The sequence below is a fragment of the Rhizobium sp. NZLR10 genome (genome assembly GCF_019685125.1).
Taxonomy (GTDB): Bacteria; Pseudomonadota; Alphaproteobacteria; order Rhizobiales; family Rhizobiaceae; genus Rhizobium.
Window position 1 is genome coordinate 26,374 of sequence record NZ_JABDWE010000014.1, and the last position, 12,256, is coordinate 38,629.

The 12,256-nt window shown below is 58.7% G+C and carries 11 protein-coding genes; 5 read left to right on the forward strand and 6 right to left on the reverse strand.

The window, feature by feature from the left end; genetic code table 11:
• Positions 1 to 60: 60 nt before the first annotated feature.
• The 4 genes from arcC to HJB82_RS20605 form a co-directional block, all read right to left on the reverse strand.
• The gene (gene arcC, locus HJB82_RS20590) at positions 61 to 996 is read right to left on the reverse strand and encodes a carbamate kinase (RefSeq protein WP_207585782.1); all 936 of its coding nucleotides are present in this window, start codon (positions 994 to 996) and stop codon (positions 61 to 63) included.
• Between the two features lies 1 nt (position 997).
• Positions 998 to 2,002: an ornithine carbamoyltransferase gene (locus tag HJB82_RS20595; RefSeq protein WP_207585783.1), complete on the reverse strand. Its 1,005-nt coding sequence runs from the start codon at positions 2,000 to 2,002 to the stop codon at positions 998 to 1,000.
• 37 nt (positions 2,003 to 2,039) lie between these two features.
• A complete protein-coding gene (gene arcA, locus HJB82_RS20600) occupies positions 2,040 to 3,269 on the reverse strand; it encodes an arginine deiminase (protein ID WP_207585784.1) in 1,230 nt (409 codons plus the stop codon).
• Between the two features lie 146 nt (positions 3,270 to 3,415).
• Entirely contained in the window at positions 3,416 to 3,622 is a 207-nt protein-coding gene (locus HJB82_RS20605) for a hypothetical protein (protein WP_207585785.1), read from the reverse strand.
• Between the two features lie 498 nt (positions 3,623 to 4,120).
• Between HJB82_RS20605 and HJB82_RS20610 the strand changes: the two genes are divergently transcribed.
• From HJB82_RS20610 to HJB82_RS20620, 3 genes are all read left to right on the forward strand, one after another.
• Positions 4,121 to 5,368 carry a sensor histidine kinase gene (locus HJB82_RS20610; protein ID WP_207585786.1) on the forward strand — a complete coding sequence of 416 codons (1,248 nt, stop codon included), beginning with the start codon at positions 4,121 to 4,123 and terminating at the stop codon, positions 5,366 to 5,368.
• Entirely contained in the window at positions 5,334 to 5,996 is a 663-nt protein-coding gene (locus HJB82_RS20615; RefSeq protein WP_207585787.1) for a response regulator transcription factor, read from the forward strand. Before HJB82_RS20610 ends, HJB82_RS20615 begins: the two co-directional genes overlap by 35 nt.
• 62 nt (positions 5,997 to 6,058) lie before the next feature.
• Positions 6,059 to 7,864, forward strand: coding sequence for a hypothetical protein (locus tag HJB82_RS20620; RefSeq protein ID WP_221141271.1), 1,806 nt, complete (start codon positions 6,059 to 6,061; stop codon positions 7,862 to 7,864).
• 66 nt (positions 7,865 to 7,930) lie between these two features.
• On the opposite strand, the gene HJB82_RS20625 is transcribed toward HJB82_RS20620, so the two are convergent.
• Positions 7,931 to 8,896, reverse strand: coding sequence for a hypothetical protein (locus HJB82_RS20625; RefSeq protein WP_221131127.1), 966 nt, complete (start codon positions 8,894 to 8,896; stop codon positions 7,931 to 7,933).
• A gap of 150 nt (positions 8,897 to 9,046) precedes the next feature.
• Here HJB82_RS20625 and HJB82_RS20630 point away from each other — a divergent pair, with 150 nt between their 5' ends.
• Together HJB82_RS20630 and HJB82_RS20635 are read left to right on the forward strand one after the other, a co-directional pair.
• Positions 9,047 to 9,691 carry a helix-turn-helix domain-containing protein gene (locus HJB82_RS20630; protein ID WP_207585790.1) on the forward strand — a complete coding sequence of 215 codons (645 nt, stop codon included), beginning with the start codon at positions 9,047 to 9,049 and terminating at the stop codon, positions 9,689 to 9,691.
• Positions 9,692 to 9,838: 147 nt separating this feature from the next.
• Positions 9,839 to 10,189, forward strand: coding sequence for a hypothetical protein (locus HJB82_RS20635; protein ID WP_207585791.1), 351 nt, complete (start codon positions 9,839 to 9,841; stop codon positions 10,187 to 10,189).
• 134 nt (positions 10,190 to 10,323) lie between these two features.
• On the opposite strand, the gene HJB82_RS20640 is transcribed toward HJB82_RS20635, so the two are convergent.
• Positions 10,324 to 12,249 (reverse strand): mechanosensitive ion channel family protein, encoded by a 1,926-nt coding sequence (locus HJB82_RS20640; RefSeq protein WP_207585792.1) that lies wholly within the window; start codon positions 12,247 to 12,249, stop codon positions 10,324 to 10,326.
• Positions 12,250 to 12,256 lie beyond the last annotated feature (7 nt).

Sequence of the window (12,256 nt, forward strand, 5' to 3'; positions counted from 1 at the left end):
TGACCATGCATAAGAACAAAAAGCTAAAGCGCGTATCAATCAGATTTGATGCGACGCGCTTCAGTGCCAGCTCAGGCAATCAAAGCCGCTATTGATGATCGTCCCGCGCTCGCCGCGCACCATTCCGGCAATATCGGCAAGCGAGCCAATTGCCGCCGTCCCGCCCGCTGTGCGCGCAAAATGGCAGGCGGCTTCGACCTTGGGACCCATCGATCCAGCCGGGAAGGAGAATTGCTTGAAATCATCGGGGCGGGCGCAATGGATCGCCTTCTCTGACGGTTTGCCCCAGTCGGTGCAGACGGCCTGAGCATCGGTCGCCATGATCAGAAGATCGGCGGAGAGCTCGCGCGCCAGAAGCTCCGAGCATAGATCCTTGTCGATCACCGCCTCGACACCGATCAGCTTCCGGTCACTCCCTTTTTCGTACATCGTCGGGATGCCGCCGCCGCCGGCGCAGATAACGATCGTGCGCTGTTCCAGCAGCCAGCGGACTGGACGAATTTCGAAGATGCGCATGGGCGCCGGCGAGGCAACGACACGCCGCCACTTTTCCCCATCCTGCTTGAAGACCCAGGCCTTTTCGGCGTGCAGCCGGTCCGCTTCCGCCTTCTCATAAACAGGACCGACGAATTTGGTCGGGTTCTGGAAGCCCGGATCGGCGGCATCGACTTCTACCATGGTCAGCAGCGTTGCCAGAGGCTGCTCGAACGGCAGCAGGTTGCCGAGTTCCTGCTCCAGCATGTAACCGATCATGCCCTCGGTTTCAGCGCCGAGAACATCGAGCGGATAGGCTTCCTCCGGCTTATAGGCCGCGCCCTGAAGCGCAAGTAGCCCCACCTGCGGGCCATTTCCGTGCGTTATGACGATCTCATGCTCGCCCGCCAACGGCGCAATCGCATGAGCCGCGGTCCGCGCATTCCGTCTCTGGGCATCGGCAGTCATGGGTTCCCCACGCCGGAGAAGCGCATTGCCGCCTAGCGCTATAACGATCCGCATCCTAATCTCCCAAGGTAGCGACAAGCAGGGCCTTGATCGTGTGCAGGCGATTTTCCGCCTGCTCGAAGGCGACATTGGCCTCGGACTCGAAGACGTCGTCGGTGACCTCAAGGCCGTTGCTCATGCCGTAATCTTCCGCGATCTGCTTGCCCAATACCGTCTCGGTGTCGTGGAAAGCCGGCAGGCAATGCATGAATTTGGTCTGACGATTTCCGGTTGCCTTCATCAAGGCTTCGTTGACCTGATAGGGCGTTAGCAGCTTGATGCGTTCGCGCCACACATCCTTCGGCTCACCCATCGAGACCCAGACGTCGGTGTGAACGAAGTCGACCCCCCGGACCGCCTCATTGGGATCATCAGTGACCAGCAGGCGCGCACCGGACTTCTGCTGCAGGTCCTTGGCGATCGTCATGTACTCGTCGGAGGGCCAGAGCGACTTGGGGCCGCAAATGCGCACATCCATGCCCAGTAGGCAGCCGATGATAAGAAGCGAGTGCCCCATGTTCGAACGCGTGTCGCCCACATAGGCATATTTGATGTCGGCGATCGGCTTGTCGCTGTGCTCGCGCATCGTCATCACGTCGGCGATCATCTGCGTCGGATGATATTCGTCCGTCAGGCCGTTATAGACCGGCACGCCGGCGTAGCGCGCAAGCGTCTCCACGCCGTGCTGGGCGGATCCGCGATATTCGATCGCGTCATACATGCGGCCAAGGACACGCGCCGTGTCCTTGAAGGATTCCTTGTGGCCGATCTGCGAGCCGGATGGATCGAGATAGGTCACGTTGGCGCCCTGGTCCGAGCAGGCGACCTCGAAGGCGCATCTTGTCCGCGTCGAGGTCTTCTCGAAGATTAGGCAGATCTCCTTGCCCTTGAGGTGCTGCTGTTCGGTGCGGGCATATTTGGCACGCTTGAGATCGCGGGCGAGATCGAGGAGGTAGCGGAATTCGCGTGGCGTATAGTCCTGCACGGTCAAAAGCGAGCGATTGCGCAGATTGAAGCTCATTGTCTTGCTCCGTCGGTGTGTTTCATGGGTGAAAACGTCAGTATGCAGGCTCGCGCCAGATGGGGCATGTCATGCAATGCCCTCCACCACGACCACGGCCGAGTTCGGAGCCACGGATGGTAATGACCTCGATCCCTGCCTTACGCAGAAGTGTGTTCGTGTAGGTATTGCGGTCGTAGGCGACGACGACGCCGGGCTCGAGTGCGACGACATTGTTGCCGTCGTCCCATTGTTCGCGCTCCGCCTGGTAGGAATTGCCGCCGGTTTCCACGATGCGCAGTTTCGGCAACTCGAGCGCCTCGCTGACAACATCGAGCATCGACTGACTTTCGGGGTGAATCTCGAATGTTCCGTCGTCATCCCTGGGGTACATGCTGTAGCAGCGGATCTGGTCGACGACCTCGGCAAACAGCGTGACGACATCGCGATCGCAAAAGCTGAAAACGGTGTCGAGGTGCATTGCCGCGCGGCTCTTCGGCATCAGACAGCCGATCACCCTCTTGGCCGCCTTGCTCCTGAACAGGGCCTGCGCCACCTGGCCAACGGCCTGGTAAGTCGTGCGCTCACCCATGCCGATCAGGACCGTGCCGTTGCCGATCGGCATGACATCGCCGCCCTCCATCGAGGCATTGGCGAACTGATTGTCTGAATCGCCCCACCAGATCCGGAAATCGCCACCCAGAAAGATCGGATGAAACTTATAGATCGCCCGCTGGATCAGTGTCTCTGCGCGTCTCGCCGGCCAGAACATCGGGTTGCAGGTCACGCCGCCGTAAATCCAGCAGGAGGGGTCGCGCTGAAACAGCGTGTTCGGGATCGGCGGAATGACGAAATCCGTTTCCGGCAAGGCGCTGAGCATCAGCGACTTGGCCTTGACTTCCGGCAGATCGGAGATCGCGATGCCGCCGATCATGAACGCGGCGAGCTGTGTGGCCGGCATCTCGTCAAGCCATGGCCGCATCGCCTCGGCAATCTGCGAGCCGAGTACATTCGGAGTGATGCGTCGGTCCAATATGAAGTCACGTGCCTGCTTGTTGGTCAGCGCCTGGCCAAGCAAGTCGTGGAGTTCGAGAACTTCTACGCCTCTTTCCTGCATCTTCAGCACGAAATCGAAGTGATCTTTCTGAGCCTCATGCACCCATAGGACATCGTCAAAAAGCAGGTCATGGCAGTTGGCAGGCGTCAGGCGCTGATGCGCCAGAGACGGTTTGCAAACCATGACAGTTCTGAGCTTTCCAACCTCCGAGTGAACGCCGAAACCACGCATGTGGCCCTCCCTGCAGCTTTTTGGATCGCGGCGCCGCCGCTGGTTATTGGCCATCACACTATTTGGGCCGGCTCGGTCATGTCATTGATCGCAGACAATCGGTAACGCAGTATGTGGTGGGTGAAGCCAAGGGAATGCGGTCGCATTCACTGGAGGCCCGAAACGACACATCGATAGATTTGCCATACCCGCCAATGGGTGGGGTGAACGTCGAGCACTTCACCCGTCATGGCATTGATCCAGCCACCGGGGAGACGCTGGCAAGGAAAAACCAGCGCATGAACGCCGTCATCGTCGATGACAGCGAGCTCTATATCAAGTTCGAACGGAGCTTCGACAGGCAACCGCCACATCGCCGCGCCCTCCCCCAACGATTCATCGGGTTGACCGGATGCGAGGTGTCATTCAGGCACGCTATTCCACCGGCATGCCTTGCCTCGATCAGCTGCCTATGGCCATCGAATGAACCCGCTATGCGCTGGCATTGCGATAAGACAGCAATCACGCGCCTTGTGTGCGGAGATAGATCCGACCGGCTTTTGGCATCGCTCATTCGAGTAAAAGATCAGGTTGCCATCAGGACAAACGTTCTGATCATTCAACTCCCTCACATGGCCACGTAGCCTTTGCTTCTCACAATAATAGAACAATGAAGCGGACGCATTGAGCCGAATCAATAGGGTCATGGCGAGCGCTAACGACAGGATCGCGTCAAAAGCCCCAAGGAAGAACAATAGAGGCTACGCGATCCTACACCGGTTCCTCATCCAAAGATGGTAGTATTACGCCATCGGTCGAGAAGAACGACGGTCCCAAGGGCCAATGCGTCTCAAAGGGCGGAGGAGACCATCATGTCCATCAAGATGGAGGCACCGCATGTCGTTGCCGAAACCAGTGCCGCCGCCGCGATTGTGGTGGGTCAAGCATGGTCCTTGACGCCGCAACTGCCACACCCCGAGCCGGTGGGCGCTTTGACCGAAGAAGAAGACGGGCTGCGGATGGATTGGATCCGGCAACTCCACGAAGACATGCCGGATGCGGTGTTTTTCATCAGCCATCTCCACGAAATTTCAGCTTGCAACAGGGCTGCGGTCGCATTGTTCGGCTACGAAGAGCGCGAGTTGATTGGCCGCAAGATCGATTTTGTCTGGCGTGCGACACCGAATGTTCAACTCAAGGGACGATGGGGAGACCGCGGCGCAGTGCGTGCCGGCTTGGCGATCACCAAGAGCGGAGCCCAATTCCCGACTGCCTTGACCATCGTCAGAAAGCACGGCGAAAAAGGCTTCTTCACCGCGGCGATTTTCGAGGACTATCAAACCGAGAGCGAGACTTTGCTGCAAGTTCAGGAGCTTCAGCACGAGGTTGCCCGCCTTGCAAGAGTGATTGAATTGGGAGAGATGGCATCCACCCTTGCGCATGAACTTTCCCAGCCACTGTCGTCCATCGCAGCTTATTCCCAAGGCTGCGGCCGCCTCGCCACGGATGGCCCCCGGCGCGACGAAGAACTCCGTGAAGCACTGTTGGAAATCACACAGAATGCGCTCTGGGCAGGTAGTCTTGTCCAGAACATAAGAGAATTCGCCGTGCGCGGCACCTCCGAGCGGAAACCGCAGGAGATGCACGAACTGATCCATCGGGCGATAAGACTCGCGCTTATGGGGTCGCGGCGAAAAGACCTTCATACGAACTTCCAACTCAAGGCAGCGCGGGACGTCGTTCTCGCAGACAGCGTTCAGGTGGTGCAAGTGCTCACAAACCTCCTCCGCAACGCTTTGGAGGCGACGGAGTGTGCCGAGCAGCCCTCTATCGGGATCCGGACGACAGTAGAGAACTTCTCGTCTCTCGTCGTTGAAGTGTCCGACAACGGCTGTGGGATTGCAGCCGAGATGGAAGAGACGTTGTTTCGCCCCTTCGTGAGCGGCAAGCCACATGGCCTCGGTATGGGCCTGGCATTGTGCAAGCGCATTGTTGAAGCGCATGGGGGCCGCATAAGCGCACACAAAGGAAGAGAGAGCGGTTCGATCTTCTCGTTCTCAATTCCGCTGGTGGAGACCAAGACAGATGGCGAACGACCTTACGATCCATCTCGTCGATGACGAGGAGTCGTTGAGACGATCGTTGACATTTTTGCTGGTGTCGGCAGGTTTTGCCGTGCGGGCGCACAGCTGCGCAAACGCGTTTCTGGAGCTTCTGCCCCTTTCGGGTAGAAGCTGCCTGATCACGGACCTGCGCATGCCCGATGTCGACGGCATCGAATTGCTTCAGCGCCTGCATCGGCTGAGTGCGGACGTTCCGGCAATCGTCATTACCGGCCAGGGCGATGTCGGTGCAGCCGTTAACGCGATGAAGGCGGGGGCATCGGATTTCCTGGAAAAACCTCTCAGGGAGGAAGCGCTGATCGCGGCCATCAACCTGGCAATGGGTCAAAGGCGGCAAAGTCACACAATCGTCGATTCCGAGAGCGTCGCGGCGCGTGTTCGTCAGCTCACAGATCGCGAACATCAGGTTCTGACCGGCGTGCTCGACGGCTTGCAGAACAAGATGATCGCCTATCATCTGGGTATCAGCTCGCGTACGGTGGAAGTCCATCGCGCCAACGTGATGGCCAAGATGGGCGCCCGCAATCTGGCGGAACTCATGCGCATGGCCATGACCGTTGACGCGGTTGCGCAGTCGACTGAAACCGGACCGACCTCACCGGTCTGGCCAGCCTACGCTCGATAGGCCAAAACTAACCTTTGCAACTGCAATCTACTCAGCTATGGTGCTTTAGAAGACGCTTATAAATGCGTGATCAAGTCGTGGGGGCGATCATGAGAAACGCAGCAAAGGTCAATCTATTCAGCACGCTTACACCGACCGCTGAGGAAATCTGCAAGCAAGTTCAGCGAATTCTCGGAAGCGAAGAATTTCACGCGCCGAAACGTGGGCGAAATTTCCTGGAGTTTGTTGTCAACGAAACGCTCGCTGGACGAGCAAGCTTCCTGAAGGCATTTACTATTGCAAATGTGGTTTTTGGTCGGGAAGCCTCATTTGACCCGCAGAATGACCCGGTCGTACGCATAGAGGCTGGCCGGATACGAAAAGCCCTGGAACGCTATTATCTCGTCGCAGGCCACGCGGACGCGGTCGTCATAACGGTGCCTAAGGGCGGATACGTGCCGCATTTCGAATATACCCGGGACGCGTCGGTACCGGCGCCACCTCGGAGCGACCCGGAAAACGCGCCTGCCGCAGACCTGGCGGATCAACGACATCCGCTTCAGGAGGGGCAGCCTCCGGCGCTGCCGACCGCTCGCGGCGTCGCAACCGGACTTCTGGCCGTATTCGTGCTTCTTTTCCTCGCGCTTGCCTCGGGACTTTTGGTTGCGCGACATGCCCAGACCAGTTCTCCGCCGTCAGCTGCCTCCATGCCGACGGTCGCTGTCGAGTTTTTTGCAACGAGCAGCTCCGTTGACTCCAGTTTGGATATCGCCCGCGGCCTGAGGGACGACATTATTGGCCAGCTCGCCCAACGCGATGACATCGTCGTCGTCGCCGATCCGTCAAGAAATGATCATACCGCTGCTGCTGACTACGCGCTTCAAGGCAACATCCAGATGGACGGACGCAAGCTGCGCTCGGTTGCAAGGCTGGTGCGCCAAGCAGACGGGGCGGTCATTTGGGCCAGTAATTTCGATGCCGATCTTCGCGCTCAAAACAAGCTCGGCATTCAAACAAGTGTCGCCCGGCAAATCGTCGGCGCCATAGCGCAGCCCCATGGCGCCATCTTTCAGGCCGACACAAGTGTGCTCGCCACGCCAATGGAGAAGGGCAACCGGGATGCCTATGTCTGTACCTTGGCCTATCAGAGTTATGTCCAGACGATGACCGCTCAAAGTCATAGCGCTGCACGCGAATGCTTGTGGCAGGCAACCCGGCGAACGCCTGATAGCGCTACATCCTGGGCGCTCTTGTCCATGGTCTACCTTGACGAAATCAGATTTCGCTACAAGCTCGGGACATCGCCCTCTGTCGAATCTCTCGAACTTGCAACCGTTTCGGCCGAACGGGCCGCTTCGCTCGCGCCGCACGATCCCCAGGTGCTGCGGGCAAGTATGCTGGTGAACTTCTTCAGGGGGGATATCGACAAGGCACTGGCGGCCGGGACTGCAGCCTATGCTGCAAATCCGAACGATGTGGAGGTTGCGGGCGAATACGGCCTGCGACTGGCGATGTCCGGAAAATGGCAATCAGGCTGCGAGTTGATATCAGTCGCAATCGACAAAAATGTCGGCCCCCAAGGCTATTACCAAGGCGGCATGGCGCTCTGCGCATTTATGCGGGGCGATATGGAAGCCGCGGAACGGTGGTCTCGAAAATCCGATCTCGACTGCAGCCCGATGCGTCACCTCGTATTGCTATCCATTCTTGGAGCCGCTGGGAAGATGGATGAAGCCAAGCTGGAACAGGATTGGCTCCATGTCAATGCGCCCGCATTGATGACGAACATCCGCCAGGAGATTTCCCTACGCCTTAAGCGCCCGGAAGATCAGGAGCGGTTTTTTGACGGGCTGCGCGCCGCTGGCGTGGCCGTCAACCTCCCATCGTAAAAATAGCGCGTCGCCCCAAAATCCGATCACCCGAGAAGACGACGGTAAAGACTCAAAATGCGACGGCTATGGCTCGGAGCCCGAACGGCCCAGCTTGCGGCTGGTTGAAATCTCCTTCGTGATTTGAGCGGCAACCTCATCCTCGACATCGAGAATGGTTTGATCACTGAGGTCGCGATCATATTGATTTGCCCAGACGACCGTGCCATCGGCGCCGTTTATCAGGCGGACATGCAGACGTAGAGCCGCGCCGCCCTCGACAAGAGCACTTCCCTGCAAATTGAAGAGCGGGCCGATAGGCTCCATGCCGGATTGCCCGGGAGCGAGCACGACAAAGTCGTCCACCTTGACGAGCTTGGCGATGAGTTGATCGACCACTCCCTTCGCAAAGTCTGCTCCTTGCGCGGTAGCCCCGAGGGCTGCGAAGGGTTCGACGACAATCCTGGTCTTGCTGTTCAGCATTGACTGGGCAGGAGCTGGCAGCGTCCCCGCCGGCAAGAGGTAGGATGCGAGGGGACGGATGAGGGCGAGAACCGCCATAGCGCCCAACAGGGCCGGAATGCCGATCGGCAGGAGGAGATCTCGATAGGTCAGCGGTCGCTCGTGTCCGGGGGGATTTTCCTTTTTCTCGTAACTTGGCGCAGACACGTCGCCTGGCTTGGAGTCGTTTTCACCGCTCGAAAAGTGCGGAACATAGCCCCCCTTGGGAATGGTGATCCGAATCGGGTCGCTGCCTCCGGAAACGAGATAGTATCGTTCGATTGCGCGACGGATACGCCCCGCCTCGATACGGACAACAGGATCGTTCTGCGCGTCGAAGGAGGCATCGCGTCCGAATACCGCCTGCGCAATCGTAGAGGCCTTGAGCTGCTCGCCGTGCCCATCGAGCGTCTCTTCTACGATATATTGGAGAAAGCGGCGCCCGCGTTCGGGAGCGAGGAATTCCGAACTTGCGAGCATACGATCAAGCTGAGCACGAATGCTTGCGGATTCTTGTCGTGCCTGGCTGTCCCCTCCCTCTTCCGGTGCCATTTAGACCTCCCGCGATACGGCTCTCCAGGGGCAATAGCTTATACACCAGTCCGTGATCGCCTGCTTCCGTAGCAATACGTAAGGGGTATCTCGAATACCGGGACATGCAACGATTGCTTATGCTGCAGCGTCGGATGGGGGGCGATTCACATGTTTCAGGCTCAGGCGATCGGAAAATACACGACGGTTCCCGACCACCGCCACAGGGCGGGTTCAGGGGCGGCAAAAGATCAGTCAATAAAATTCAGCGCCGACGAGACGATCTATAGCGAAGGCGAACACGTTATTGCGATCTACCAGGTCGAAGCAGGCGCAGTCCGGATATACCGCCTGACATCGAACGGCCAGCGGCACATCTTATCGTTCTGCGGCAAGGGCGAATGGTTCGGGCTCGAGATCGGAAATGTGCGAACCGATTTTGCAGAAGCCATCTGCGAAACTCGCATAAGACCGTTTCGTACCAATCAGGACGCAGTCGTTCCCATCGATCTTTTGCAGATTGCCCTGACGGGCCTTGCGAAGGCACAGCAAAAACAACTCATCATCAGCGAGCAAAGCGCGCTGAAGCGCCTTGCGGCCTTTGTTCAGGAGATGGTTGACCGTCATCCCGAGGATCCGGAATTCGATATCATGATGTGTCGCAGCGACATTGCCGACTATCTTGGCCTGACGGTTGAAACGGTTGCCCGCTCTTTCACGAAGCTGCGGGAAAAACACATCCTTCGTCTCAACGGCAAATCGCAACGAATTGTCCGGCTTCTCGACCGCGATGCACTCATCGCCTTAACGATTTAGCGAAAGCGGCCATCGCCTAAAGCATGTCGCCCGGAAGTGTGCAGCGGTTCCGGGATAACGACATGCCCAAAAACAAAGGCCTAAGGCGCGTCGGATGAATAAAGTTTGATGCGACGCGCTTTGGACCGCAACAAAGGGGATTGAACCATGACAGATGCGTCCCGCAAAAGACCGACCAAGGGATTTGTTGCAGGCTTGATCGGCGCGGCAGCGTTGGGGGCGGTTTCTCAAGTGACCGTCGCCCGCGCCGAGGACGATCCCTTCTCCCAGTTTCCGTTGGTCATCCATTGCAAGTACAATGAGACGTACCATGCGTTTTACATATCGCGGGTCTCCCATGACGGTGTGGCGACTTATGTGGCATCTGATCGGATCGCCGGCACGATCACGCTTGATGGAAAGGCTAAGGCGATCGGTGGGGCGGGAGGCGGCAGCTGTGTCGGCAAGACATTGGTGGAGCTTCGCGCATCGCAACAAGCTTATGATTTGAAACCTTAGAGATGCCGAAAGTGTGAGCGGTTTTCGGACGAAATCATGCTTTAACCGATTAATTTAGAACAGGATTCAGACTATGGGCTGGCCGGCTTGAAGGCATCCTGCTCCAGCGCGTCTCATCTGCTTTGCCGGCAGGCTCACTTAGCCGGCGTCGCCGCGTTTGCCTGCTGCGCGCGGATTGCTTGAGCGGCTGCCGCGGCGCCCTTTTCGTCTCCTCCGACCTGCACCGTCGGCTGCGCGAATGCGATCCCGTTGGCCAGGAACACCTCGCGAATTTTGGCATAGGCCTTGCGACGGATATACGTCTGCATACCCGGAACCGTAGTCATGGCGAAGCTCAACACGATGCCGTAGTCGCCGAACTGCTCGACGCCCTTCATTTTCAGCGGCTCGAGGAAGTTCGGCCCGAGTTCCGGATCTTCCACCAGTTCTGCTCCGATCTTCTTGGTCAGCTTGCGCGCCTTGTCTATATCGGTATCGAACCCGACGGTGATCCTGAACTTGTCGATCACCCAGTCCCGGCTCATGTTTTCGACAGCACCCAGTTCGCTGAACGGCACCGTGAACACTGGGCCGCGATGATGGCGCAGACGAACCGAGCGGAGGCTGAAGCTCTCCACCGTTCCCTTGTAATCCTTGGCCTGGATGTATTCGCCCACACGGAAAGCGTCGTCGAGCATATAGAACACACCGTTAATGATGTCCTTCACCAAAGTCTGTGAGCCAAAACCGATGGCCACACCGAAGATGCCCGCTCCCGCGATCAACGGACCGATCTGTACACCCAATTGCGCCAGCACGATCAGTCCCGCCATGACCGCAACAGCGACGGCCAATGCGTTGCGAAAAATCGGAAGAAGCGTGCGGAACCGGGCACGTCGGGCCGCGTCCGCCGGCGCGAGCGATGTCGTGCCGGTCGATACGCGCAGCGTTCGGTCGATCCAGCCCCGTGCCATCTGCCAGAGAAGGTCGGCAACCACGAGGATGAGAACGCTTTTCAGGCCGCCGTAAAAAAACGCGGCGATCATCGGATCGCGCTGACCCAGCGTGTCCGGATTGAGATGCCAGACAAGCGCCAGCCATCCCACGGCGAGGACGAGAACCGCGGCGCGTGCCCCTCGCGCGACCAAGATACCGTGCAGGCTACCGGGATCGCTGGTGAAGGATAGCGCCAGGCGACCGACGGCGTTCAGGATACCCGGCAACACCAGCGCGTAGATGCCGATCCAGAAGAGGCCCCTCATATTGAGACACCAGACGAGCCACAGGACGACGAGGTAGGCCGTTATCGCCACTTTCCAGGCGCGGCTTCCCTCCCAGATCGACCATGCTGCCTCGATCGCAAGCAGCAGTCCAACCACCGAGAAGCAGTAGCTGATAGCATAGCTGATCTCAGGGGAAACGCCGAGTGGCTCGCCGACGGCCGCGGTGGCGAGCGCAAAACAAATGAGCCCGGACAGGACCAACAGCCTCCTGCGCAGGGCGGAACCCATTGCCGCCACGGACAGGAGCGCGGCAGCCAATCGAAACAGGATAAACGCCGAGAGATAAGCAAGAAGCGTCACACGTGCGAGTGGCGGCCAGTCGATCGCGAAAAATACGATACCCATCGCTCCGGCGAAGATGCCGATCGGGATAAGCCGGCCAAGCAATGCCTCGCGGCGCGCGGCAAACCTGCGATACACCGCCTCGGCGGCGAGACCGAAAGCGACCAAGCCGCCGAATATCACGAAGACCGGCGCATAGCCCCTGCTGGCGGCTTCGCGCCTTGCTCTCGTCGCCGCCGCCGTCACTTCCGCCGGTATCGCAGGTATCGCCGAAAGGATCTGGTTCACCCGCAGCCGCGCCCCAGCCTCCCACTTGGCCAAGGCCGAATTGCCCGCCGGTGAAACGGGTGTCGCAAGCTCGCTCTGCTTGCGGCTATCGAGCCAGGCCTTTACGTCCGGATCCTGCAGCAGGCGAACGAGTTCGTCGATTTTCTGCTGCGGTTCCGCCAGTGGAGTCTGCGCCCATGCATTTAACGCGAAGAGAAAAACGGCGATGAAGGAAAGAAGCCATCTCAACCTGGAA